General features: G+C 72.9%; 23 protein-coding genes. 9 read left to right on the top strand and 14 right to left on the bottom strand.

Annotated features, from left to right (window positions below; translation table 11 throughout):
* Window positions 1-20 precede the first annotated feature (20 nt).
* From IE313_RS21200 to IE313_RS21185, 4 genes are all read left to right on the top strand, one after another.
* Window positions 21-1,103 carry an aldo/keto reductase gene (locus IE313_RS21200; protein WP_189934597.1) on the top strand — a complete coding sequence of 361 codons (1,083 nt, stop codon included), beginning with the start codon at window positions 21-23 and terminating at the stop codon, window positions 1,101-1,103.
* Window positions 1,104-1,124: 21 nt separating this feature from the next.
* Window positions 1,125-1,565: a nitroreductase family deazaflavin-dependent oxidoreductase gene (locus tag IE313_RS21195; protein ID WP_189934595.1), complete on the top strand. Its 441-nt coding sequence runs from the start codon at window positions 1,125-1,127 to the stop codon at window positions 1,563-1,565.
* 612 nt (window positions 1,566-2,177) lie between these two features.
* Entirely contained in the window at window positions 2,178-4,208 is a 2,031-nt protein-coding gene (locus IE313_RS21190; protein ID WP_189934842.1) for an ABC transporter ATP-binding protein, read from the top strand.
* 397 nt (window positions 4,209-4,605) lie between these two features.
* Entirely contained in the window at window positions 4,606-5,130 is a 525-nt protein-coding gene (locus tag IE313_RS21185; protein WP_189934593.1) for a DUF2231 domain-containing protein, read from the top strand.
* 20 nt (window positions 5,131-5,150) lie between these two features.
* Here IE313_RS21185 and IE313_RS21180 read toward each other — a convergent pair whose 3' ends face one another.
* The 8 genes from IE313_RS21180 to IE313_RS21145 all read right to left on the bottom strand — a co-directional run bounded on the left by IE313_RS21180 (window position 5,151) and on the right by IE313_RS21145 (window position 12,654).
* Window positions 5,151-6,617 carry a sensor histidine kinase gene (locus IE313_RS21180; protein WP_189934591.1) on the bottom strand — a complete coding sequence of 489 codons (1,467 nt, stop codon included), beginning with the start codon at window positions 6,615-6,617 and terminating at the stop codon, window positions 5,151-5,153.
* Complete coding sequence (locus IE313_RS21175; protein WP_189934588.1) at window positions 6,614-7,372, bottom strand: response regulator transcription factor; 759 nt, start codon at window positions 7,370-7,372, stop codon at window positions 6,614-6,616. The genes IE313_RS21180 and IE313_RS21175 overlap by 4 nt, the downstream gene beginning before the upstream one ends.
* Before the next feature lie 380 nt (window positions 7,373-7,752).
* Complete coding sequence (locus IE313_RS21170; RefSeq protein WP_189934586.1) at window positions 7,753-7,905, bottom strand: hypothetical protein; 153 nt, start codon at window positions 7,903-7,905, stop codon at window positions 7,753-7,755.
* Window positions 7,906-8,006: 101 nt separating this feature from the next.
* Window positions 8,007-9,374, bottom strand: a complete 1,368-nt coding sequence (locus IE313_RS21165) for a Ni/Fe hydrogenase subunit alpha (RefSeq protein WP_189934585.1) — start codon at window positions 9,372-9,374, stop codon at window positions 8,007-8,009.
* Window positions 9,371-10,183 carry an NADH-quinone oxidoreductase subunit B family protein gene (locus IE313_RS21160; protein ID WP_189934583.1) on the bottom strand — a complete coding sequence of 271 codons (813 nt, stop codon included), beginning with the start codon at window positions 10,181-10,183 and terminating at the stop codon, window positions 9,371-9,373. The genes IE313_RS21165 and IE313_RS21160 overlap by 4 nt, the downstream gene beginning before the upstream one ends.
* Before the next feature lies 1 nt (window position 10,184).
* Window positions 10,185-11,033, bottom strand: a complete 849-nt coding sequence (locus IE313_RS21155) for an FAD/NAD(P)-binding protein (protein WP_189934581.1) — start codon at window positions 11,031-11,033, stop codon at window positions 10,185-10,187.
* Window positions 11,030-11,509, bottom strand: coding sequence for a Crp/Fnr family transcriptional regulator (locus tag IE313_RS21150; RefSeq protein ID WP_189934579.1), 480 nt, complete (start codon window positions 11,507-11,509; stop codon window positions 11,030-11,032). Before IE313_RS21150 ends, IE313_RS21155 begins: the two co-directional genes overlap by 4 nt.
* Window positions 11,506-12,654: a 4Fe-4S dicluster domain-containing protein gene (locus tag IE313_RS21145; RefSeq protein ID WP_189934577.1), complete on the bottom strand. Its 1,149-nt coding sequence runs from the start codon at window positions 12,652-12,654 to the stop codon at window positions 11,506-11,508. Before IE313_RS21145 ends, IE313_RS21150 begins: the two co-directional genes overlap by 4 nt.
* Window positions 12,655-12,849: 195 nt before the next feature.
* Here IE313_RS21145 and IE313_RS21140 point away from each other — a divergent pair, with 195 nt between their 5' ends.
* Window positions 12,850-13,359: a hydrogenase maturation protease gene (locus IE313_RS21140; RefSeq protein ID WP_189934575.1), complete on the top strand. Its 510-nt coding sequence runs from the start codon at window positions 12,850-12,852 to the stop codon at window positions 13,357-13,359.
* 74 nt (window positions 13,360-13,433) lie between these two features.
* Here the strand turns inward: IE313_RS21140 and IE313_RS21135 are convergent, their stop codons facing one another.
* The gene (locus IE313_RS21135) at window positions 13,434-14,300 is read right to left on the bottom strand and encodes a universal stress protein (RefSeq protein WP_189934573.1); all 867 of its coding nucleotides are present in this window, start codon (window positions 14,298-14,300) and stop codon (window positions 13,434-13,436) included.
* A 328-nt stretch (window positions 14,301-14,628) separates the two neighbouring features.
* Between IE313_RS21135 and IE313_RS21130 the strand changes: the two genes are divergently transcribed.
* Entirely contained in the window at window positions 14,629-15,339 is a 711-nt protein-coding gene (locus IE313_RS21130) for a CBS domain-containing protein (RefSeq protein WP_189934571.1), read from the top strand.
* Window positions 15,340-15,347: 8 nt separating this feature from the next.
* Here the strand turns inward: IE313_RS21130 and ppk2 are convergent, their stop codons facing one another.
* Window positions 15,348-16,184, bottom strand: coding sequence for a polyphosphate kinase 2 (ppk2, locus tag IE313_RS21125; protein WP_189934569.1), 837 nt, complete (start codon window positions 16,182-16,184; stop codon window positions 15,348-15,350).
* Window positions 16,185-16,465: 281 nt separating this feature from the next.
* Here ppk2 and IE313_RS21120 point away from each other — a divergent pair, with 281 nt between their 5' ends.
* Window positions 16,466-17,983, top strand: coding sequence for a bifunctional aminoglycoside phosphotransferase/ATP-binding protein (locus tag IE313_RS21120; RefSeq protein WP_229924826.1), 1,518 nt, complete (start codon window positions 16,466-16,468; stop codon window positions 17,981-17,983).
* Between the two features lie 53 nt (window positions 17,984-18,036).
* Window positions 18,037-19,113 (top strand): alcohol dehydrogenase catalytic domain-containing protein, encoded by a 1,077-nt coding sequence (locus tag IE313_RS21115; protein WP_189934567.1) that lies wholly within the window; start codon window positions 18,037-18,039, stop codon window positions 19,111-19,113.
* 49 nt (window positions 19,114-19,162) lie between these two features.
* Here the strand turns inward: IE313_RS21115 and IE313_RS21110 are convergent, their stop codons facing one another.
* The 4 genes from IE313_RS21110 to IE313_RS21095 all read right to left on the bottom strand — a co-directional run bounded on the left by IE313_RS21110 (window position 19,163) and on the right by IE313_RS21095 (window position 23,555).
* Window positions 19,163-20,134: an Acg family FMN-binding oxidoreductase gene (locus tag IE313_RS21110; RefSeq protein ID WP_373317032.1), complete on the bottom strand. Its 972-nt coding sequence runs from the start codon at window positions 20,132-20,134 to the stop codon at window positions 19,163-19,165.
* 187 nt (window positions 20,135-20,321) lie between these two features.
* Window positions 20,322-20,477 carry a hypothetical protein gene (locus tag IE313_RS21105; protein WP_189934565.1) on the bottom strand — a complete coding sequence of 52 codons (156 nt, stop codon included), beginning with the start codon at window positions 20,475-20,477 and terminating at the stop codon, window positions 20,322-20,324.
* Window positions 20,478-21,312: 835 nt separating this feature from the next.
* Window positions 21,313-22,776, bottom strand: a complete 1,464-nt coding sequence (locus tag IE313_RS21100; protein WP_229924825.1) for an amidase family protein — start codon at window positions 22,774-22,776, stop codon at window positions 21,313-21,315.
* Between the two features lie 233 nt (window positions 22,777-23,009).
* The gene (locus IE313_RS21095) at window positions 23,010-23,555 is read right to left on the bottom strand and encodes a DUF302 domain-containing protein (RefSeq protein WP_189934563.1); all 546 of its coding nucleotides are present in this window, start codon (window positions 23,553-23,555) and stop codon (window positions 23,010-23,012) included.
* A 357-nt stretch (window positions 23,556-23,912) separates the two neighbouring features.
* On the opposite strand from IE313_RS21095, the gene IE313_RS21090 reads away from it, so the two are divergent.
* A complete protein-coding gene (locus IE313_RS21090; RefSeq protein WP_189934561.1) occupies window positions 23,913-24,527 on the top strand; it encodes a TetR/AcrR family transcriptional regulator in 615 nt (204 codons plus the stop codon).
* Window positions 24,528-24,549: the final 22 nt, after the last annotated feature.

Raw genomic sequence — 24,549 nt, 5'->3', positions numbered from 1 at the left:
CCAGCCGGGAGCTGCCCACCATGTCGCTCGATTCCTATGTCACGCTCGGCCGCTCGGGTCTGCGAGTCAGCCCGTTCACGCTGGGCACCATGACCTTCGGTGAGGACCACGGTTGGGGGTGCAGCCCAGCGGAGTCCAGGGACATTCTCGCGGCCTACCTGGACCGGGGCGGCAACTCGATCGACACGGCCAACATCTACACCAACGGCCACTCCGAGAAGATCATCGGCGACTACTTCGCCGGCAGGTCCGAGCTGCGTGATCGGGTCGTGCTCGGCACGAAGTTCTTCGGCAACCTGTACGAGAACGACCCCAACGGCGGCGGACCCAGCCGGAAGGCGATCGTGCAACAGCTAGAGAACTCGCTGCGACGTCTGCGGACCGACTACGTCGACATCTACTGGCTGCACAACTTCGACCCGTCCACGCCGGCCGAGGAGACCCTGCGCGCCCTGGACGACCTGGTCGGCGACGGCAAGATCCGCTACATCGGGTTCTCCGACGTGCCGGCGTGGGCGACGGCCGAGGCGGCCACCATCGCGCGCCTGCGCGGATGGTCCCCGATCATCGCGCTGCAGTTGGAGTACTCCCTGCTCGAACGCACCTCGGAAGGGGAACTGATCCCGATGGCCCAGGCCCTGGGCATGGGGGTGATGCCCTGGGGGCCGCTGAGGAGCGGATTCCTGTCGGGCAAGTACTCCAGCGCCGCCACCGGCCCCGTCGACACCGCACGCACGCAACTGGTCGGCGCCCCGAGCGAGGCCGACTACGTGGTGATCGACACGCTCAACGCCGTCGCCGGCGACGTGGGCGCCAGCCCCGCCTCGGTCGCCCTGGCCTGGGTGCACGGTCGTCCGGGGATCACCTCCACCCTGATCGGCGCGCGCCGCATGGACCAGTTCGAGGCCAACCTGCGTGCCCTGGACGTGACCCTCACCGAGGCCCAGCGCGGTGTGCTGGACGACGTGTCCGCACCCAGGTTGAACTTCCCGGCCGACAACAACAGGACCCTGGCGCCGATGCTCCAGTTCGGCGGAGCCACCGTGGACGGACGCCCGTCGGCGGTGTCCCCGCTGCTGTCGGCCAACAGCACCCGCTACTGACCACGGGCACGGGGAGACCACATGCCGCTGAACGGCGCATACGAACCCAGTGCCCTGGACGTGGCACGGGAGCAGGTCGCGCTCTACGAGAGCAGCAACGGTAGCGAGGGACGCACGATAGCCGGCCGTCCCGTGGTCGTACTGACGATGCGGGGAAAGAGGACCGGGAAGATACGCAAGACCCCGGTGATGCGCGTGGAGAACGCGGGGCGCTATGCCCTCGTCGCCTCCCAGGGCGGCTCACCCCGGCATCCTGCCTGGTACCACAACGTCATGGGCGACCCGCGGGTGGAGCTCCAGGACGGGCCGGAGCGGCGGGAGTACCTCGCCCACGAGGCCGCGGGACGGGAACGGGAGGAGTGGTGGAAGCGCGCGGTCGAGGCATTTCCCGACTACGCGGAGTACCAGCGCGGCACGGAACGGGTGATACCGGTGCTCGTTCTCGAACCGGTGGCGACCTGATCGCCAAGGGCCTGCCGCCCACCGGGGCGCAAGGCGACCTCGTGGGCCTGCGCTGCACCGTCACGCACTACGGGCCCGACCGGCTCCTCGCCCTGCGGGACGCCCGGCCCCGGGACCTGTACGGCGCCGTGTCGGTCCTCGGCGCCGTCGGCACGCAGGCCGCCCGGCAGCACGGCGACGGATGGCGGAAGGACCTTTCTTCGCCGCCCGGTCCGTGTCCGATGGCGCCGCCCGGTCCGCAGCTCATGGCCGCGCGCCTGACGGGTTTCACCGTCGGGCACGCACACACTCACCTTCGCAACGGCCCCGAACGCCCCTGACGACCTCCTCAGGGGCGTCGTCAGGGCCCTGAGCACGGCTCCGGCCCAGTGACCGGCGTGCGCCGAAGGGTTGCTCGCGCACGCACCGGTAGGACGCACGCCGGTGCATGCCGGGGCGTGCGGAGCACGCCTTCGGTGCAGACGCCGGCCGGCGGCACCGTGCGCACGGTGCCGCCGGCCGGGCCCGTCCACGCTCCGGTTGCACGGCGACCGGGCCCTCGCCGCGGGCCGGTTCACCCGACGGGGCATTGACCTCAAGGCCACTTCACGTTCTACGGTCTGCTGCATGAACATGGAGACCACGGCCTGGACACAACTGCACAGCGTCATGACCGCCCAGCAGAAGCGCCGTCCCCTGAACCGCACGACACTGCGCCGCATCGGCGCCTTCGCCCGTCCGCACCGCCGCCGCATCGCGCTCTACGTCGTGCTCGGGGTGGTCACCGCACTGCTCGCCGTCGCGACCCCCGTACTGTCCGGACGCGTCGTCGACGCGATCGTGTCGGGCGGCGACGCGGGCACGGTCGTACGCCTGGCCCTGCTCATCGCCCTCATCGCGGTGGTGGAGGCGGCGCTGGGCATCCTGGGGAGGCGGCTGTCGGCGACGCTCGGCGAAGGGCTCATCTTCGATCTGCGGACGACCGTGTTCGACCACGTGCAGCGGATGCCTGTCGCGTTCTTCACCCGCACCCGAACGGGAGCGCTCGTCTCCCGTCTCAACAACGACGTCATCGGCGCCCAGCGCGCCTTCAGCAACACCCTGTCAGGACTGGTGACCAACCTGGTCACACTGGTGCTGACCTTCGCTGTGATGCTCACCCTGTCCTGGCAGATCACCCTGCTCGCGCTGGCGCTGCTCCCGCTGTTCGTGGTCCCGGCCCGCCGCATGGGGAGCCGCATGGCCCGCATGCAGCGGGAGGCGGCCCACCTCAACGCCGCCATGAGCACCCGTATGACCGAGCGGTTCTCCGCGCCCGGCGCCACCCTGGTCAAGCTGTTCGGACGCCCCCGGGAGGAGTCGGCGCAGTTCGCGGTCCGCGCCGGTCAGGTACGGGACATCGGCGTGCGCACGGCGACCATGCAGTCGGCGTTCATCACCTTCCTGACCCTCGTCTCCGCGCTGGCCCTCGCCCTCGTCTACGGCCTCGGTGGCTGGTTCGCGCTGCGCGGCACACTGGAGCCGGGCTCCGTCGTGGCGCTTGCCCTGCTCCTGACCCGCCTCTACGCCCCGCTGACCGCGCTCGCCGGGGCGCGCGTGGAGGTGATGAGCGCACTGGTCAGCTTCGAGCGGGTCTTCGAAGTGCTCGATCTCAAGCCCCTCATCGAGCAGAGACCGGACGCGCGCCCCGTCCCCGACGGCCCTGTCTCCGTCGAGTTCGCCGACGTCCGCTTCGGCTACCCGTCCGCCGACAAGGTCTCCCTCGCCTCCCTGGAGGAGGTGGCGTCCCTGGACGACCGGGGTGACGCCCAGGTGCTGCACGGCGTCTCCTTCCGCATCGAACCCGGGCAGACGGTCGCCCTCGTCGGCTCCTCCGGTGCCGGAAAGTCGACCATCGCGCAACTGCTGCCGCGCCTGTACGACGTCGACGAGGGCGCCGTGCGCATCGGCGGCGTCGACGTCCGGGACCTCGGTGCCGACAGCCTGCGCGCCACCGTCGGCATGGTCACCCAGGACGGCCACCTCTTCCACGACACCGTCCGCGCCAACCTGCTCCTCGCCGTCCCCGACCCCCGGCTCCGCCCGAGCGGAGGGGCACCCGCCGACGCGACCGAGGACGACCTGTGGGACGCCCTGCGCCGCGCCCGCCTCGACCACCTCGTACGCGCGCTGCCCGACGGCCTCGACACCGTGGTGGGCGAGCGCGGCTACCGCCTCTCCGGAGGCGAGCGCCAGCGCCTGACCATCGCCCGGCTGCTGCTGGCCCGCCAACGCGTCGTGATCCTCGACGAGGCCACCGCCCACCTCGACAACACCTCCGAGGCGGCCGTCCAGGACGCGCTCACCGAGGCGCTCCAGGGGCGCACCGCGGTCGTCATCGCCCACCGGCTGTCCACCGTGCGGGCGGCGGACCTGATCCTGGTGGTCGAGAGCGGACGGATCGTGGAGCGCGGCACGCACGAGGAACTGCTGGCGGCGGGAGGCCGGTACGCGGAGCTGTACCGCACGCAGTTCGACATGCGGGACGCGGCAGCCGCCGAGCCGGTCGGGCAGACCACGCGTCCCCGGGCGGCCGCCCCGGACCCCGCGGACGCGCCGCCGGCCGGGAAGGCGTCCGTCTCCGGCCCCGTCACGGAGCCACCGGCGCAGGTCGTGGGCCCGTGACGGGGCCGGACGCGAAGAGCCGGACCGGGCCTTCGCCCTCGGCGGGGGCGCCAACGACCGTCCGGTGAAGCCCGTCGGACTCGCGCCGCCGCGCTGTTCGGCACACGGGGCGGCTCCCGGGGAGCCACCCCGCACTTCCCTCGGTGGCCGAGCCGGTGGGCCGCGGCCGCCGGGCCCACGGCGACCGCCGAAGACCGACCCGGCGATGCGGCACGGGCGCCGCCCGCCCCGCCTTGGTACGCCGGGCGGTGGGCGCGTGGGCGCTGGAACGGCCCCCGCCGTGATTCAGAAGGTTCTAAGAGGTTGCTGTGCCAGGCTGGCCGCGCTGCCACGGCGGACGATCACCGCCGCCCGGCCCCGTGCGCGTCGCACGGCACACCCCCTGGAGACACGTCCCATGAGCCTGACCGTGTTCAACGGCCTCCCCGCCCACGTCCTGTTCGTGCACTTCGTGATCGTGCTGGTGCCGCTGAGCGCGCTCGCGCTCGTGGTGTGCGCCCTGTGGCCCGAGGGAGCCCGCAGGCTCGGCGTGGTCCTGCCGGTGCTGGCCCTGCTGACGCTGCTGAGCGTGCCGGTCACCACGCATGCCGGGGAGTGGCTGGAGGACCACGTCGGCAGCGATCCCCTGATACGCAGGCACGCGGAGCTCGGCGACGGCTTGCTGCCGTGGGCCGGCGGTCTGTTCGTGCTCGCACTCGCCGTCTGGTGGACGGCGGGACGCCGGGGTTCCGGCCGGATGCGTCCCTCCGGCTCCGCGGCGTGGACGGCCTCGGTGCCGGTGCGGGTGGTCGCCGCGGTCCTCGCGCTGGTGGTGGCGGCGGGCTCCGTCGTGGAGGTCTACCGCATAGGGGACTCGGGCGCGAAGGCCGCCTGGCACGACGGCTTCTCCAGGACCGCCGTGCACCACGGGGACGACGACTGACCGTCCGACGGCCCCGCTGTTCAGAGAGCCGGCCGGCGCCCCGGGCCGGGGATCACCACCCGGAACTCCGTCGCCCCCGGGCTGCTGTCCAGCGCGACACTGCCGCCGTGCCCGGCGACCACCGCCCGCACGATGGAGAGTCCCAGGCCGCTGCCGCCACCGGACGCACGGGAGCGGCTGTGGTCGGCTCGGGCGAAGCGTTCGAACACATCGTCCCGCAGCTCCGCCGGCACTCCCGGGCCGTTGTCCGAAACGGTCAGCTCCGCGCCTCCGTCGGCAGCTCCCGTCAGCCGGACGACGACCTCGGTGCCGGGTGGGGTGTGGACACGGGCGTTGGCGAGCAGGTTGCCGATCACCTGGTGCAGCCGGTGGGCGTCACCCGTGACCGTGACCGGCTCCTCGGGCAGGTCCAGCATCCAGCGGTGACCGGGCGCCGCAGCCCGGGCGTCGTCGCCGGCATCCAGCACCAGCCGGGTGAGGTCGACGCTCCGGTGTTCCAGGGGCCGGCCGGCATCGAGCCGGGCCAGCAGCAACAGGTCGTCGACCAGGGTGCTCATCCGCTCCGATTCGGCCTGGATGCGCTCCAGCGCGCGCCGCACGCCCGCGGGGACGGGGCCCGGGTGGCGCAGCGCCAGTTCCGCGTGCCCGCGCACGGTGGCAACCGGTGTGCGCAGCTCGTGACTGGCGTCGGCAGCGAAGTGCCGCAGCCGCTCCTCGCCGGCCTGCCGCCGGCTCAACGCGTCGCCGACATGGCCGAGCATCCGGTTGAGGGCGGCGCCGACCCGGCCCACCTCGGTGCGCGGGTCGATGTCCGGCACGGGGGCGGGCATGGCCACCTCGCCGCTGGCGAGCGGCAGCTCGGCCACGCTCGCGGCGGTCGCAGTGACCCGGTGCAGGGGTCGCAGCGACAACCGCACCCACAGGGCGCCGGCCACACCGGTGACGGTGAGCGCCGAGCCGAACACCACGGCCTCCACCGTCTCCAGACGGTGCACGGTCTCCGCCACCGGGCGCAGCGGCAGCCCCGTGATCAGAACGTCCCCGTCGTCGCCCCGGGCGGCGACGACGCGGTAGTCACCGAGCGAGGAGAGCGTGACGCTGCGGCCCCGCCCCGTCAGCGGCAGATGCGCCAGCAGGTGCCGGTCGGCGCCGTCCAGCGGCACGGCACGGTCGGTCTCGTCGTCCACGACCGAGGCACGGGTGGGCTCGCCGGGCACCAACCTCGCGCCGAAGGTGTGATCGGCCTGGCCCCGGGTGTCGGGCGCGTTGTCGGCGTCCGGGGGCTCACCCTGTTCGAGGCTCGCGGGAAACCGCCCGTCGGTGGCGACCAACTGCTGGTCCAGGCGGTGCTCAAGGAAGCTCCGCAGGGCGAGGACCGTGGTCAGGCCCACGGCCAGGCTCGCCGCGGCGAGGAGTACCACGAGTCCGGTGGTGAGCCTCGCCCGCAGGGTGCGGGGCAGCCTGGGCCGGGGCGGCAGGACCCTCATCGTGGCTCCGCCCTGAGCACGTACCCCACGCCGCGCACGGTGTGGATCATCGGAGTCCGGCCCGCGTCGATCTTCTTCCGCAGATAGCTGACGTACAGCTCGACGACATGGGCCCGGCCGCCGAAGTCGTAGGACCACACCGAGTCCAGGATCTGCGCCTTGGACAGCACCCGGCGGGGGTTGCGCATCAGGAACCTGAGGAGTTCGAACTCGGTCCTGGAGAGCTCCACCACCTGGCCGCCGCGGGTGACCTCGCGGGCCTCCTCGTGCATCACCAGATCGCCCACGACGATCGGCTCCCCGTCGTCGGGCTGCCGCGCCATCCCGGCCCTGCGCAGCAGACCGCGCAGCCGGGCCAGCACCTCCTGGAGGCTGAACGGCTTCGTCACGTAGTCGTCCGCGCCCGCGGTGATGCCCGCGATGCGGTCCTCGACGGCGTCGCGTGCCGTGAGGAAGAGCACACAGACCGCCGCACGCTCGGCACGCAGCCCGCGCAGCACCTGAAGGCCGTCGGCGTCCGGCAGCATCCAGTCGAGCACCACCGCGTCGGGGCGGAACTCCCGCGCGAGGGCCAGCGCCGTCGCGGCGTCGCCCGCGGTGCGGACCTGAAAGCCCTCGTAGCGCAGGGCGCCGGACAGCACCTCCGCCAGGTCGGGCTCGTCCTCGACCACGAGCACCCTGACAGGGCGGACGGGGCAGGAGGCGGGGGCGGACCCGGACCGGTCCCGGGGGTGGTCCGTGCTGTGCGTATCCATGATGCGTCCAGCATCCCTCCCACTCGCGGAGTTTCCTCGGCCCCTTCCTGTGAGTTCCCTCTGAATCCGAACGCTCGTCCTGTCGTTCAGAAGGTGCTCAGAGGGTGGTTCGTGAGGCTTGCCGGGCCGCCACCGAGAGGAACACGCCGTGACCACGCCGACGGCGGAGCCCGTCACGCCCCGCGCCCGAAGGCCGGCCGGGCGCCTGCCGGACTGGTCCCGGCGCTGGCCCGGTTGCTGATCGCAGTGGGCGCCGGGGCGGTCCTCGCACGGTGGTGCGGCACACCCCCTCGGTGGCCGGGGCAGTGGACTGGCTGACCGGGAAGCCGGCCGTGTCACCGGGTTGCCGACCGGTTACGCCTGCGCGCTTGTCCTCCTGCTCATGGCGCGCGTACCGCTGCCGGACGCAGGAACACGTATTCGCCACCGTGCCGGGGGAAGTCGGCGGTCAGAACGGCGACGTCGTCATCTGAGCCTCGGGCCACGATGACGGAGGCGTCGCGCCGCGGGCCCCGGTCGGTTGCGTCGGTCATGGCCCCAGAGCGTAGTCGCCTACCGTGACAACAGGCCGCGTCCGGCAGACCACGGGGTTCCCCGGCCGCCCTGGGGGGGCATGAGGCCGGGCCCGGTCTTCTCACATCCGTTCGACGGCCAGCTCCAGGAAGTGGGCCGAGCAGGAGATGCAGGGGTCGTGGTTGCGGATGGCCCTCTCGCACAAGGCGGCCAGTTCGGCGTCGCCGACGGTGCCGCGGTCGAGGCGGTCCTGGACCTGGCGGCTCAGGTCCTCCTCGATCGCCCCCTGGTTCTGCGACGTCGGCGGGACGAGACCCGCCTCGGTGATCGTGCCGTCGGCGGTGAGTGCGTAGCGGTGGTACAGCAGGCCGCGCGGTGCCTCCGTGGCACCGTGGCCGGTGCCCGCCCGGGGCGGCACCTCGACGTGCGGCCGCGGTGGTGGCCGGTAGCCGTCGATGAGGCGCAGTGCCTCCTCGACGGCGTGGAGGACCTCCACCGCCCGGACGATGATGCTGCGGTACGGGTTGCGGCAGACGACGCCCTCGCCGGGGTCGCCGAGCCCGGCCTCCCGGGCGGCGGCGCGGGCCGGAGGGGAGAGCCAGCGGCCGCTGACGGCGTACCGTGCGAGCGGTCCCGTGAGGTGGCGACCGCCGTCGAGCAGGGCGTGCAGGGCGGTGGAGTGCGGCTCCTGCCTCTCCACCACGTGGTCGTCGAACTCGCTCACGGGGAAGGTGCGTGTGGGCAGCGCGCGGTCGCAGTCGTCGGGAAGTCCCACGGCACCGGGCGCGGTCATGACGGTCGGGGTGCCCGACTCGATGGCGTAGCTGCCGGGTTGGGCCAGGGCGAGCAGTTCGTTGCCGCAGCCGGCCTCGGGGAAGTCGAAGCCGGCCACCCAGCGCACGGTCTCGTGGGCGTCCTCGCGCGCCCCGTGCAGCCGCTCGGCGAGCGGCCGGAGTTCCGCTGCCGTCGGCACGCGGTGGAAGCCGCCGAGGCGGACGTTGACGGGGTGGATGGCACGTCCGCCGAGGAGTTCCACGATGGCGTTGCCGACCTGTTTGAGGCGCAGGCCGCGCTCGACGTCGGCGCGGCGGGTGCGGGCCACGTCGATCACGTTGTCGCCGCCGAGGAAGTCCGGCGCGTGCAGCAGATAGATGTGCAGGGTCTGGCTCTCGATCCACTCGCCGCAGTACAGCAGGCGGCGCAGGGCGGCGAGTTGCCCGTCGACGGCGACGCCGCAGGCGTCCTCCACCGCGCGGCAGGCGGTGAGCTGGTAGGCGACCGGGCAGATTCCGCACACCCGTGAGGTGATGTCGGGTGGTTCGGTGTGGGCGCGGCCGCGCAGGAACGCCTCGAAGAAGCGCGGCGGCTCGTAGATCCGCAGCCGGGTGTGCTCGACCCGGCCGTCCCGCAGGCTCAGGTGCAGTGCGCCCTCGCCTTCGACGCGGGCGAGGGCTGCGACGCGCACCACCCTTGAGCTGCGATCGGTCATCCCCGATCCTCCCGTCCGGCTTCCTGGAGCCCGACGGCCTCCTCGAACTCGGGGGCGGCGGTGTTGAAGGTCCGCAGCTCCCGCACGATGTCGAGGGTGTCCATGCCGTCACGGCGCAGCAGCGGCAGGAAGGTGGGGAACCTCGTGGAGTTCGACGGGCCGAAGCAGCCGTAGCAGCCGCGGCCGTAGGCGGGGCACAGCGCGCCGCACCCCGCGTGGGTGACGGGGCCGAGGCAGGGGGTGCCGCGGGCGACGACGACACACGTGGTGCCCCGCCGCTTGCACTCGAAGCACACACTGTGGCCGGGCAGGTCGGGTTTCCGGCCGGTCAGGTGTGCGGCGATGACCTCCAGGAGCTGGCCGCGGTCGATGGGGCAGCCGCGCAGTTCGAGGTCGACGGGGACGTGCGCGCTGATCGGGGTGGAGGTGGCCAGGGTCTCGATGTACTCGGGCCGGGCGTAGACGGCCGCCCGGAACTCGGCCGCATCGGCGTAGTTGCGCAGTGCCTGGATGCCGCCGGCGGTCGCGCAGGCGCCGATGGCCACCACGTGCCGGGACACCTCGCGGATGTGCCGCACACGCGCCTCGTCCTCGGGCGTGGTGACGGAGCCGTCGACGAGCGACAGGTCGTAGGGGCCCGTTCCCAGGGCACTGGACGCCTCCAGGAAGTAGCTGACCTCCACCTGTTCGGCGAGGGTGAGCAGGTCGTCCTCGCAGTCGAGCAGGGTGAGCTGGCAGCCGTCGCAGGAGGCGAACTTCCAGACCGCGAGCCGCGGACGATCGGTGCGCTCAGCGGCGCGGGCCGTCATGTCACAGCTCCGGTACCGACACGAGGCGTTCGGCGCGGGCCCAGTCGAGGACGGGGCCGTCCCGGCAGAGCAGTACGGGCCCGAGCTGGCAGTGGCCGCAGTGGCCGGTGCCGCAGTGCATGGTGCGCTCCAGGGAGACCTCGATCCGGTCGGGGCCGAGTCCGCGGTGGGTCAGCTCCCTGGCGGCGGCGCGGATCATCACCTCGGGTCCGCAGACGAAGGCCGTCGTGTGCGGTGGGTCGAAGACGGCACGATCCAGCAGGGTGGTGACGACGCCCACGTCGCCGGTCCATCCGCCGTCCGGCCGGTCGACGGTGGTCAGCACACGGGCGCCGGCCTCCCGCCAGTTGTTCGTCTCATGGGCGTAGAGGCGGTCGCCGGGCGTGCGGGCACCGATGAGCACGTTCAGGCGGCCGTACCGACCGGGTGCGGCCAGGGCGCCCCGCACCACCGGCCGCAGCGGCGCGAGACCGATGCCGCCCGCCACCACGAGAAGGTCCCGCCCGACGGACGCACCCAGGCCCCAGCCGGTGCCGAACGGTCCGCGCACGCCTACGGTCCGGCCGGTCCGCGTGCCGTGCAACGCACGGGAGATCGCACCCACCGCACGGACCGTGTGCGTCAGGCGATCCCCTTCGATCGAGCTGACCGACAGCGGGATGTCCCCGGCACCGAAGGCGTACACCATCGCGAACTGGCCCGGCGCGAAGCGCGGCAGCGCCTCGCCCGCCGGCTCCAGCACGATCGTCGCCACGTCCGGCGCGTCCACCGTGCGCGCCTCCACCCGGTACGGCAGGGGCGGCCCCGCCGGACGTGCGGACGGGCCGGCGGCCACCGCGGGGGCGTTCATCTTGGACCACCTCCCGGTGCGGCACGCGCGCCCGGCGGCCCGTACAGGTCCAGCAGCCTCATACGGGACGCCTTCAGCCGCCGCCCGATCGCCACCGACGCCACGCAGCGGGTGACCGCGAGGCCGAACGCCGGGTCCTCCTCGATGGCGGCACGCACCTCGTGCGCGTCGAACTCGTAGGCTCGCGTGGCATGCAGGACCTGCGCGCCCAGATGCCAGCGGTACGGCTCGAACAGCCAGGACCAGCCGAGGAGTTCGCCAGAACCGAGGGTTTCCACGACGTCCGTGCCACGGCCCGGGGTGTGGACGTCGAGGGCGACGCGGCCGGTGCGCAGGATCCAGAACCGGTGTGCTTCTCCGTCCTCCTCGAAGATGCGGGTTCCGGCCGGGAGGGCGGTCTCGTGGGAGAAGGTGAGCAGCCGCGTGCGGTGATCGGGCGCCAGTGCGCCGAGGAAGCCGTGGCACTCGTCCGTCACGATGCCGCCTGCCGTGCCTCCGCGCGTTCCTGGTTCAGGGCGTGGGCCTCCTCGGTGATGTCGATACCGGTGGGGCACCACACGATGCACCGTCCGCAGCCGACGCATCCTGAGCTGCCGAACTGGTCGTACCAGGTGCCGAGCTTGTGGGTGGCCCACTGGCGGTAGCGGCTCAGCGCGGAGGCCCGGACGGGTCCGTTCTGCAGGTGGGTGAACTCCAGGTCGTAGCAGGACTCCCAGCGCCGCCACCGCTCGGTGTGCTCGCCGGTGAGGTCCGTGACGTCCTCGGCCGTGGTACAGAAGCAGGTGGGGCAGACCATGGTGCAGTTGCCGCAGGTCAGGCAGCGTGCCGTGACGTCGTTCCAGCGGTCGGCGGTCAGGGTCTCGTGCATCAGCACCCGCAGGTCGACGTCCGGCATGGCGCGGCCCATGCGACCGGCGGCCTGTGCCACCCCCTCGCGCGCCGCGGCCCGCAGGCCGTCGTCGGCGGGACGGGTCGGCAGCTCGGCCAGCACGGCGGAGCCCTCGTCGCTTGCGGAGCGGGCCAGGAAGCGGTGCCCCCCGTCGTCGACCACCTCGGTCAGGGCCAGGTCGTAACCCCGGTCCGCGGCGGGTCCGGTGCCCATGGAGACGCAGAAGCAGGTGGCTCCCGGCTCCGTGCACTCCACGACGACCAGGAAGGCCCGTTCGCGCCGCCGGCGGTAGCGCGGGTCGGTGTGCGGGCCGTCGGTGAGCACGCGGTCCTGGACCTGGATGGCCCGCAGATCGCAGGGGCGCACGCCGAGGAACGCGTAGCTGGGCGGCGGGGTGTCGTCCTCGGTCACCAGGGGCACGCCGTCGGGGCCGGTCCGCGCGGTCCACTGGCGCTCGCGCTGCGGGTGCAGGAAGGTCTTCCACGACTGGGGGCCGGCGCTGTGCGCGAACGCGGCGCCGTCGGTGCGCGGCCGCAGACGGTAGCGTCCCGCTTCCAGGTCGACGCCCCAGCCGTACGGCAGGTCCCCGCCGGCGGAGATCTCCGCCAGCACGATGGCGCCGTCGCGCACGGTCGGCCCGATCACGGTGCGGCCGCGCGCGGCCAGCAGGACGATCAGTCCGTCCAGGCCGTCCCTGTCGAGTACCACGGCGTCACGCCCGCCGGTCCGCACCGTGAGCCACCTCCAAAGGCGCCGGCCAGCGCGCCCGCCCGTCCCGTTCCACCGCGGCCAGTATGTGTGCCTGCCGGGCGCCCGGCCCGCCGCGCCACCCGCGCCGTGGGCCAGGCGGCTGGACGGGATGGCCCGGGTGGCGCAATCCGGCGGGGCCGGCCGGGGTCAGGGCGCCGCAGGGGGAAGGCACCGGAGGTGGAAGCGTCCGCCCGGCCACCGCGCATCGTCGTCATCGGCGTCGGCAACGCCTTCAGGCGCGATGACGGCGTCGGCCCGGTGGTGGTGGACGCCCTGGCGCGTCACGGCGAGCACAGCCCGCTGCCGCCGGGCACCGGGCTGTTCGTCTGCGACGGCGAACCGGTGCGGCTGCTCACCCTGTGGCAGGGTGCGGACCTCGCCGTCGTCGTCGACGCGGCCCTGGCGCGTCCGCCACGACCGGGCAGGATCCACCGCATCGGTACCGAGCGCGTCCTACGGGCCGCGGCACACGCCACCGCCGGCTCACACGGGCTGGGCCTGCGCACCGCCGTCGAACTGGCCCGGGCGCTGGGTCGTCTGCCGGCCCACCTGATCGTCTACGCGGTGGAGGCGGCCGACACCCGCGCCGGTCCCGGCATGACGTCCCCGGTGCGCGCCGCGGTGGCGCCCCTGGTCCGCCGGATCGCTGCGGACGTCGCCCGCCACGCGCGGCCCGCCGCTCCGTAGCGCCCGGGCGCCGCCACCCGGCCCTGTCCGCCCACCCGGCAGCGGCAGCGCACACGCCCGCCGGGCGTACGCGGTCAGAGTGGCTGCGGCACCACCGCCACGGGGCACAGGGAGTGGTGCAGGAGGCGGTGCGCCACCCTGCCGATCTGCATGCCGAACTGGCTCTGCCGCCGCCGCGCGCCCACCACCAGCAGGTCCGCGGCGGCGCTGCGGGCCACAAGCACCTCGGACGGCGGACCCTCGATCACGGCTCGCCGCAGCCGGACGCCCGGGTGGTCCCGCGATGCCGCCCCGATGCTCTCCTCCAACAGGGCGGACGCCTGCTCCTCGTGCGTCCGTGCGGGCTCGCCCGCCCCGCCGTGCCCCTCGAAGGCGGGCGTGCGCCACGTGCGGACGACGTCGAGCGTGCAGTCACGCACCGACGCCTCCTGGAAGGCGAACCGGACGGCCGGAGAATCGGCGTCCGCGTCCCCGACACCCAGCAGGATGCGGCCGTGCGCGCCCTCGATGCCCGGCTCGTCGCCGCGGACGACGACGACGGGCGACTGCGCCCGCGCGGCCACCGACAGGCTGACGGAGCCCAGCAGCAGGCCGGCGAGTTCGCCGCGGCCCCGCGCCCCCGTCACCACCGCCGAGGCGTTCCGGCTCTCACTGAGCAGCGCCACCACCGTGTCCTTGGGCACCACATCGGTGATCACCTTGACGTCGGGTGCCCGGGACGCGACCCGTTGCGCCGCGGCACCCACGATGTTCTCGGCGAAGACCTGCCCCGGTGGCCGGTCCGTGCTGAACGCGCGGCTCATGCCGTCGTAGTACTGCCACATGGAGGCGTACACCAGCCGCAGGGAGTGCCCGTGGCGCGCCGCCTCGTCCGCGGCCCAGTCCGTGGCACGGAGGCTGGACTCCGACCCGTCGACGCCCACGATCAGGGGAAGCTCCATGACGTCCACCGCCTTCCGGAGCGGTTGCGCCTTCATGGCTGATCCACGTCCACCGTCACGCCTCCCGACCCCGGTCGGATAGGGCCCACCGGCCCCGCTCGGGCATGCCGTGCGCCCCGGCGACCGTCCCAAGGCGCGCGGCGGGACGGGGGCGGGGCGGGCGGGGATTTCGGGCCACCGGGCAGGCTCGGCGACCGTTCGCCGGAGCCCGGGCCGTTCGGCCCGCGAAGCGGGACGAACGTACCCGTCGGGGCCCGGCCGGGCACGGGAAGCACATCAGTGGTGGACGACCGTTCCCCGCCCCGCCCACGAGGGGAGAGACGGACACATGCAGCAGCGACTGGTCAGCGACCTGATGACCCACGACGCCGTGGACGTCGGTCCGGACGCCGCCTTCAAGGACATCGTCAAGCTCCTCGCCGACCACGACATCACGGCGGTGCCCGTCGTCGACGACGACGGGCACCCCCTCGGTGTGGTCTCCGAAGCCGACCTCATGCGCTCCGAGGCGCGCCAGCCCGATCCGTCGGGACGCATGCCGGAGGTCCTCCAGCTCTACGCACCGCCACCGGACGCCGGCGGCGAGCCCGTCTCCGGGCCGCTGACGGCCAGGACGCTCATGACCTCACCGGCGCTCGTCGCACACCCGGAGTGGTCGGTCGTGGAGGCGGCCCGGCTCATGGACCGGTGCAAGGTCAAACGACTGCCCGTGGTCGACAGGACCGACCACCTCGTCGGCATCCTCAGCCGGTCCGACCTGCTGCGCGTCTTCCTGCGCCAGGACCGGGCCATCCGCGAGGAGATCACCTCCGATGTGCTCTCCCGGACCTTCCGCCTTTCGCCGGCCGAGATCGCCGTGCACGTGGTGGACGGAGTGGTGACGCTCAAGGGCACCGTGCAGCGCTCCAGCACCGTCCCGGTGCTGGAGCGGCTGTGCCGGGCCGTCGACGGTGTGGTCGGGGTCTCCTGCGAGATCACCGCCGAGGTCGACGACACCGCCGGGGACGCAACGCGGGGGGCCGGCGCGGCCGGGGCGTGACAGGGGCCCTACCCCGTCGCGCGCCTCAGCCCGGCGGCGTGGTCGGGTACGTACGTCTGGGTGTCACGCGGTGGCCGACGGTACCCGGTGGGGGGCGGCCGGGACGGCACCGCGAGGTCCGGCGGTGCGACCTCGTGGTACGGGACGGTCGAGAGCAGGTGCGCGATCATGTTGAGGCGCGCCGCCCGCTTGTCGTCGCTCTCCACCACGTACCACGGGGCGTCGGCGATGTCGGTGTGCGCGAACATGACGTCCTTGGCCCGGGAGTACGCCTCCCAGCGCGTGATGGACTCCAGGTCCATCGAGGACAGCTTCCAGCGCCGCACGGGATCCTCCAGACGGCTGCGCAGCCGCTGCTCCTGGACCGCGTCACTGACCGAGAACCAGTACTTGCGCAGCAGGATGCCGTCCTCGACGAGCATCCGCTCGAACACCGGGCACTGCCGCAGGAACCGCTCGTACTCCTGAGGGGTGCAGAAGCCCATCACGTGCTCCACACCGGCCCGGTTGTACCAGCTCCGATCGAACAGCACGATCTCCCCGGCAGTGGGCAACTGCGCCGCGTACCGCTGGAAGTACCACTGGCCCCGCTCCCGCTCGGTCGGCTTGGGCAGGGCCACGATCCGGGCGAGGCGGGGGTTGAGGCGCTCGGTGACCCTCTTGATCACGCTCCCCTTGCCCGCGGCGTCCCGGCCCTCGAAGACGACCACGAGCCGTGCGCCCTCCGCCCGCACCCACTCCTGCATCCGCACCAGCTCCACCTGGAGCCGCCGCAGCTCCGCCTCGTAGTCGGCACGGCGCACCCGCCGACCGCGCCGCTCCCCGTCCGGGCCCCTCACCGGCATGATCGTCCGCCTTCCGACGCCCGCCCGCGTGTCGACCCGGCCACCGCCGGGCACCCGGCCGGTGCCGTGGCCCGCGGCGTGCGACACCACCATCGAACGGGCCGCTGCGGGGCGCATCCCGGAGCGGGTGTCCGGCTGACGGCGGCGGCCCGGCGAACCGGGCGCGCACGCCATGCGCGGTTCGGGCACGACGGGCGCGACGAACGCGACGGGCGTGACGGGCGTGACGGGCGTGACGGGCGTGACGGGCGTGAACCGCAGGCGACGCGAAACGAGGCACCGTGAGCAGGAACCCCCCGGACGGCCGGCGGCTCCGGGCGGACGTGGCCGAGACGCACACGGCCGTCGTCTTCTTCACCGCCGACCGCGCCTACAAGGTGAAGAAGCCCCTCGACCTGGCCTTCGTCGACTACACGACCCGAGCGGCCCGGCGAACGGCGTGCGAGCGCGAACTGGAACTCAACCGGCGCTTCGCACCCGACGCCTACCTGGGCCTCGCCGAGCTGCACGGCCCCGGCGACGAGGGCCCCGAGCCGGTCGTCGTCATGCGCAGGATGCCGCCGGAACGGCGACTGAGCCACCTCGTCACCGTCGGCACACCCGTGGACGACGCCGTGCGCCAGGTCGCCCGCCTGCTCGCCGCCTGCCACGCCGGTGCACGGCACGACGCCGAGGTGGCGGCCGAGGGCACCCGGGACGCGCTGCTGGGCCGCTGGGAAGCCGGCTTCACGGAACTGGAGCGGCTCGACGAGCGCACCGGCCTCCACGCTCCCGTCCGCACGGAGGTCCAGCACGCCGTCCACCGCTACCTGGCGGGACGAAAGCCGCTCTTCGACTCCCGGATCGAGGACGGCCGCATCGTCGACGGACACGGAGACCTGCTCGCACAGGACATCTTCTGCCTGGACGACGGGCCGCGCGTACTGGACTGCCTGGAGTTCGACGACCGCCTGAGGTACGTCGACGGCCTCGACGACGCCGCCTTCCTCGCCATGGACCTCGAACAGCTCGGCGCCCGCGAGACGGCCGGCGCGTTCCTGGCCGGCTACCGCGAGTACTCCGGCGACCCCGCACCGCCCTCGCTGTGGCACCACTACGTGGCCTACCGCGCCTTCGTCCGTGCCAAGGTCTCCCTCATCCAGGCCGCGCAGGGAGCACACGGCGCGGCCGGCGCCGCGGGCAAGCTGGCCGGGCTCGCCCTGCGCCACCTGCGCGAGTCCGCCGTCCGTCTCGTCCTGGTGGGCGGGCTGCCGGGGAGCGGCAAGACCACCGTCTCCGGGGCGCTGGCAGACCGCCTCGGCGCCACCCTGCTCAGCACCGACCGGCTCCGCAAGGAACTCGCCGGCATCCCGCCCGACCGGTCCGCCCGCGCCGCCTACGGCACCGGTCTCTACACCGCGGAGGCACGCCACCGCACCTACGAGGAACTGCTCGCACACGCGGAGACCCTGCTGGCCAGGGGCGAATCGGTCGTACTTGACGCCAGTTGGACCTCGGCCGCGGAACGGGCCGCGGCGGCCGGGGCCGCCGAACGAACCACCTCCGACCTGGTCGCGCTGTGCTGCCGTGCCCCGCGGGGCGTGGCGCGGACGCGACTGGCCCACCGCCCGGCCGGGCCCTCCGACGCCGACCAGGCGACAGCGGACGCCATGGCCGAGCGCATGGACCCGTGGCCGGGAGCCGTCGTCCTGGACACCACGGGTCCGGTCCGCTCCGCCGTGGACCAGGCCGTCCACGCCGTACGCCCGGACACGCAGACCGCCCGTGTGTACCGGCGCCCCTACATGGAACCCGGCTGACCAGCGCCCTGCCCCGTACACCGTCGACACTCCAGAGCTGCCGGGAGCCGCACATGCATGCGCTCGTCTACCACGAACCCGGCCGGATCTCCTGGGACACCGTGCCCGATCCGGCGATCGAGGCCCCCACCGACGCGATCGTGCGCATCGACACCGCCACCGTCTGCGGCAGCGACCTGCACATCCTGAACGGGGAGGTACCCGAGGTGAGACCCGGCACCGTCCTCGGCCACGAGGCCGTCGGCGTGGTCACCGACATCGGCCCCGAGGTGCACAGGACGCAGCCGGGCGACCACGTCGTCGTCTCCTGCGTGTCGGCCTGCGGCAACTGCGTCTACTGCCGTGAGCGGATGTACGGCCAGTGCCGCGGCGGCGGCGGCTGGATCCTCGGCAACCAGATCCACGGCACCCAGGCCGAGTACGTCCGCGTCCCCTTCAGCGACCACTCCACCCACCGGATCCACGACGGCATGCACCACGAGGACGCCGTCCTCCTCTCGGAGGTGCTGCCGACCGCCTACGAGGTGGGCGTGCGCAACGGCCACGTCAGCCCGGGCGACCACGTGGTCGTCGTCGGAGCCGGCCCCGTGGGCCTCGCCACGGTCATCACCGCGCAGATCTACTCACCCCGTCGCACCGTCGCCGTGGACCTGTCCTCCGCACGTCTTGAGAGGGCGGCGCGCCTGGGAGCGGACGCCGCCCAGCTCCCCGGAGAGCTGCTGGCCGAACTGGCGGAGGGACGGGGCGCCGACGTCGCCGTCGAGGCCGCGGGAAACCCGGACAGCTTCGTCCTGTGCACCCGGGCCGTCCGGCCCGGCGGGCAGATCGCCAACATCGGCATGCACGGCAGGCCCGCCGTCCTACACCTGGAAGCGATGTGGCGCAAGAACCTGACCATCAGCACCGGCCAGGTCGACACCTTCTCCACACCACTGCTGATGAACCTGCTGACCGCGGGCCGCCTGCACGTGACGGACCTCGTCACCCACCAGCTCGCGCTCGACCAGGCGGAAGAGGCCTACGACATGTTCGCCCACGGCCCGGAGACCGGCACGCTCAAGGTCGTCCTGCGCGCCGAGCGGAACGGCACGCACGGCACCGGCGGCGACGCGCGCGCCACGCTCGGGTGAGCCGCACGGTCCGGTCCCGTTTCCGGGGGGACGGCTCCCACCGGAGTCCTCACACGATCGTCAGGACCTCGTCCACGGGCCTGCGCGGGGTGGCCGGTGCCTCAGGCCCGTAACCCAACCGGAGCAGCATCTGGACGTGGCCCATCGCGCTCTGCGGATCACGCAGCGCCCACCGCAGCTCCGGCCACTCCAGCGCCTGCGAATCGAGGGAGACGGCCAGCCCGTCAAGCGTGGCGCGCAGCAGGACGCGCTCAAGCCCCTGACCCGCGCGGAGCCAGTCGACGGGACGATCCTCGCGGGTGCCGAGCAGTGCCAGGCACGGCGCCTTTTCGAAGGCGGCCGTGGAGCCGCTCGGCGACCGCGGCCCGGCGAAGTCGCGCACCGCCGCCCGACCGTCCCGGGGCCGCGGCCCGTACGCGGAGACCGGCACCCCTTCTCCCCGCCCGGCCCCGGACGTCCAGCGGGCGACCTCCGCCAGCACCTCGTCCGAGGCCGCCTCCAACGTGCCGGCGTCCCGCAGGAGGTCCAGCAGCGTCTCTACGTGCCAGCGGTCCGGAAAGACCAGCCGGACCCCCTCGGCCACAGCCGCACCGGACAGTTCGTCCAGGACCTCCGCGGGTATCCGCTCCCCCGTGAACGGGTGACGACTGCTGTGGCGCCTGTGCAGCGCCGGATAGAGCCCGGCGAGGTCGCCTGCGGCCGGCCCGCCCGCCGCCAGGACCACCGATGCGAGCAGTTCGGGCTCCCCGGGTTCCGGCAGCAGCGTTACGCTCGGCTCCCAGCCGCGGCGCTCGGCGGCGACGCGCAGGTTCAGCAGCGCCGCACCGCATCCCAGGCGCAGCTCGCGGCCGGACGGATCCTCGACGGGCAGTGCCCGCGCCGGGTCCGCGTACAGCAGCAGCTCCCCGCTGTCCCGCAGGTACCGGAACCGCCACGGCTGGGCGTTGTGCACGCTGGGCGCGGCCACGGCATCGTCCACCAGCGCCTTCACATCCCTGGTGTCGGGCATCGCTGCGGGCACGACGGCCTCCTTCCGCTCGGGGCTCGTCGCCGCGCCCGGCCAGGCCCGGGACCGCCCTCACCGCCGGTTGCGAACGGCCTGCGCGCGGCCCGCACCGACTTCTGTGCCACAGGCGCGCCACCACGCGCCCGCGACCCGGCGAGCCGCACGTCTCCATGTGCAGTGTCCGTGACGGGGGGCGGGGCCGTCAGGGCCAAGCGGCCCAGACACCTGGCCGTACGCCTGCCGGGTCGGGCATCTGGGCGATCGGGATCGCGGTCTCGTCGCGCCGTGCGGCCGCTGCCGCCGAGCGCTTCTCGACCTCCACCCTGACGTCGCCGAGGTCGATTGTTGCGACGTCCACCGTCGAAGCGCCTGCTTCCGTGCGGTGCACCAGTTCCACGCGGGCGGGAAGCGCAGCGCAGACGCCCGGCGAGCCCGACCGGCTCCCCGGTCGCATCGGCGTCACCTCAGGGCGTGGCAGGGCGCTGACCGATGCGTTTCCATGGAAGCGATCAGCCAGGACGCCTTACCGCTTGGGCGGCTGAGGAGTGCGCCGGGGATCCGCGTCGCCGCTCGCCCCTCCCCCGGCTGCCGCGGTGCCGGTGGCCCGCACCACCCCTCTTGCGGGCCGGCCGACGAGCGACCGGCGGCCCCCCTGCTGTGCCGAGCCGTCACCGGCGCGGTGCGGGTCCGCCGGGACACGCCCGAGGCCACGGCCGGGGTGCTCGCCGCCGGAGGTCCCGGAGGCCACCGACGGCAGGCCGGATGGTCCGCCTGCTCCCCGCCTGCCCGGCGCACACCGCCCGGATCTCCTTCAGCAGCTCCGGGTAGTGCTCGCCGTACGTGCACACCGCTGCCCACACCGCGTCCAGCGCCGCCTTCAGCGGGTCGGGCTCGGCGGCGGCGAGCACGGCGGGAAGAGCGAAGTGCGGCTGCGAGATCCGCTCGGGGCAGCGCGGAACGCCGGTGGTGTACTGCCCCGCTGCGGCGCCCCGCCCCACCTCCGTGGTCGGCGTCGGGCTCCCGCCGGGCCGCACCGCCGGTGGCGCCGCGCCCCGTGCAGGGCCGACGAGCACGGTGCCCGGACGCGGGGTGCGGGCACGCCGGGGCCATGGCCGCCCGCGCCCTTCCCGGCGGCCTCGCAGCGGCCGTGTGCGCCGCCGGCGCCCCGTCCGCCCCACCGCACAGGACACCCTCTACGCGGGCGCGGGCAGCGTGCCGAAGACGGACTCCACCCGGCGGGCCAGGTCGAGCAGCTTCCTGTCCTGACCGTGCGCGGCGTCGATCTCCAGTCCGATGGGCAGGCCGTGTCCGGTCAGGCCGATGGGGATGCTGATGCCCGGAATTCCTGCTCCGCTGGTGGGAACGGTGTTCTTCGCGAGAGACCGTTCACCGACCTCTTCGCCCGCGATCGTGAACCTCGACTGGTGTTCGATCAACGGTGCGGCGCGGGGCGTCGTCGGAAAGACCAGCGCATCGAACCCGCTGTGCGTGAAAACCTCTGCCAGCCGGCGCTGGAGTTCAGGGCGGTCGACGGACAGTGTCGCCTCGTAGGCCTCCTGGGAGACATAGCCCTGCCCGCCCGGCAGGACGACCTTGCCCCAGGTTTCCCTGAGCTCGGGCTTCAGCTCGTTGTAGATGTCGTGGAATGAGACCGGGAAGTTGTTCCGGCGCAGGAATTCAGAGACCCCTTCCATCGTCTCGCGGAAGAAGAGGTTCCACGTCAACCGATCCGCCAGCCGGGAAAAGTCGTCACCGAGGTCGATTTCAACGACTTCGGCGCCGGCGTCCCGTAGGCGACGCAGCGCGTTCCTGAAATGCGCTTCGGTCTCGGGATCGATCAGCTCCATGTACTGCCTGGGGGCATGGGCGAACTTCGTCCCGTGCAGATCGGTGCGATCGGAAGGGGGAGCGGCTGCGTCCTTCGTGACGATACGGTCGATCAGCGCGCAGTCCTCGACGCTGCGCGCCAGGACGCCTGTCGTGTCGAGCGTGTGGGAGACCGGGGCGACGCCGCCCTTCGGCCACCGCCCCGTGGTCGGCTTGAAGCCCACCACTCCGCACAGCGACGCGGGCACCCTGATCGATCCGACCGAGTCGCCGCCCAATGCCGCGGGAACGAGCCGAGCCGCCACGGCTGCCGCGGAGCCACTCGAGGATCCGCCCGTCACGTGGTCGTGGCCATAGGGGTTCTTCACCTGTCCATAGCGGCTGTTGTTCCCGGTCAGCCCGAAGGACATCTCAACGAGATTGGTCTTGCCGAAGACGATGCCACCGGCATCCTTGATCGCGCCGACGACATCGGAGTCTTCTGCCGGCACGAAACTCCCCAGGACTTCCACGCCGAGGGTCGTACGAAGACCACGCGTTGCATAGCTGTCCTTCACCCCGATCGGGACGCCGAGGAAAGGAGCGCCGGAACCGGCAGCGCGCGCCTTGTCCGCATCCCCGGCCGCGGCCAGCACGGCTGATTCGTCCACCGTGATGAAGGAATGCAGATCGGAATACGTACGCGCGCGCCGCAGAAGTGCGGCAGAGTACGACTCGGACGTGATGTCGCCGTTGCGGATCGCGGCGGCGGCGGCCGCCACACCGAGTTCGGCCAGCTCACCGTCCCCCGACACCGGCACCGCATCGACGGGGATTTTCCTGTCCATCATGAATACCTCTCCTGAATAGGAAGCGGCGGTCGGCAAGTGACCGGCAGGCCGTTCCGGGAGCCGACTGAAATCCGCTTCACATGACGATCACGGTATGGAATTGCCTGACCCGGCACCCGCTGCGCAACACCGTGGCCCTCGCGATCCGCCGTCCGTCCCCAGACGGTCGGAACAGTGCCTCCGGGCCGATGTACGCCGACCTCCACCGGGCCCCGATCAGCCCTCGCCCGCCCTTACCGGCCGTCCGCCGCGCCTGCGGAGAACGCGGACGGCACGGGAACGTCCAGAACCCTCAGGAGGTCGGCGACCTTGCGGTCCAGTTCCAGCCCGACGGAGGCGATGTCCGGGATGTCGAAGCTGGCGAACCGGGTGCTGGGCTGGTCGATGGAGAACCGTGTGACGCCCTGCCGGTCCTGGTGGATCGTCGTGCGCAGCGGGGCGTAGAGCATCACGGCCGGGTCGTGCCGGTACATGCGTTCGGCGATCGTGTGATTTCCCATCAGGTAGGCAACACAGGATCCCGCGCCACCGGCGAGCTGCATGAGAGCCCCGACGTCCGTGCCCCAGAACCGCATGAACCCGTGCGGTGCGTTCTCCGCCGCAACGGCGAGCACGGTGTCCCAGCTCGCCCGCTCGGCGCGGAGCCGCGCCATTCGGTCAGTGTCCAGTACCGGGACAGCCGCCTCGTAACGAGCCCGGAAATCGTCAAAGGACGTCCTGGTGTCGATCGACCACCGGACCACCTCATGGGGAACCGCGACGTATTTCTGAGTGGACATCTCCTGCCGTTCCTTTCTTGTTCGCATATGTGCACAGGCGCTTACTCCCCGGCCACAGGCCGGCGACGATCAGGCGGAAAGCGATGCCAGGGCCACCGGACAGGGCCTGCCCCGTGGCCACGGCATCGGGGAGGCGGCCGACGGAACCCGGCCGGCCCCGCACCACCCGCCACCGGCCTTGTTCCACCCGCCGGCAGGGGGCCCCACCGCGACGCGGATGCTGTGCCGCCATGCGATGCGCCGGGCGGGCCGACGACGTGCGGGTAGGGCATGGAGCCCCCACGAAGTAAAGCGATCGTTGTACTTGAACGTAGCGGACGCCTCCCGGGAAAGTAAACCGATCGCTATACTTCCGGTATGGAGACGAGCGAGACGACGGCCGGTGCACGCAGAGGCGGGCGCGGGGCGCGGGAGCGGATCCTGCGCGCCGCTGTCGAGTTGTTCGCGCGCGACGGCATACACGCCACCGGTATCGCAAAGCTGACGGAAGTGGCGCACGTGTCGACTCGCACGCTCTACCAGCACTTCCCGAGCAAGGAGGCACTGGTCAGCGCCTATCTGCAACAGGTCGAGTCGGACCTGCAAGGGCCCGTGGCCGTCGAGACCGCCCTGGAGCGCGGCGACCTGAGCGCACGCGAGCGTCTGCTGGAACTGTTCGCCGAAGACCCCGCCGGCTCACCACGGGCAGAGGTCGTGCGCGGCTGCCCCTTCCACAACGCCGCCGTCGAAACGGCCGGGACGATGCCAGAAGCCGCGGCACTGGTCGAGCGTCACAAGAAGGAGCTCACCGCGCGCCTGATCAGCACCAGCGCCGAGGCGGGCGCGCACGAGCCCGAAACCCTCGGGCGGCAGCTCGCCGTGCTCTTCGAGGGCGCCCGCGCGCTGTCCACCTCGCTCAACGACGCGCGACCGTTCAGGGACGCCCGGGAGCTGGCCAGAACGCTGATCAACCAGGCGACGGGACCAACCTGACGGCACCACGCACCCGCCACCG

Source organism: Streptomyces sulfonofaciens (assembly GCF_014656295.1).
In the GTDB taxonomy this organism is placed as follows: Bacteria; Actinomycetota; Actinomycetes; order Streptomycetales; family Streptomycetaceae; genus Streptomyces; species Streptomyces sulfonofaciens.
The sequence above is the reverse complement of the archived record's forward strand: the minus strand, read 5'-3'. Positions and strand labels throughout refer to the sequence as shown.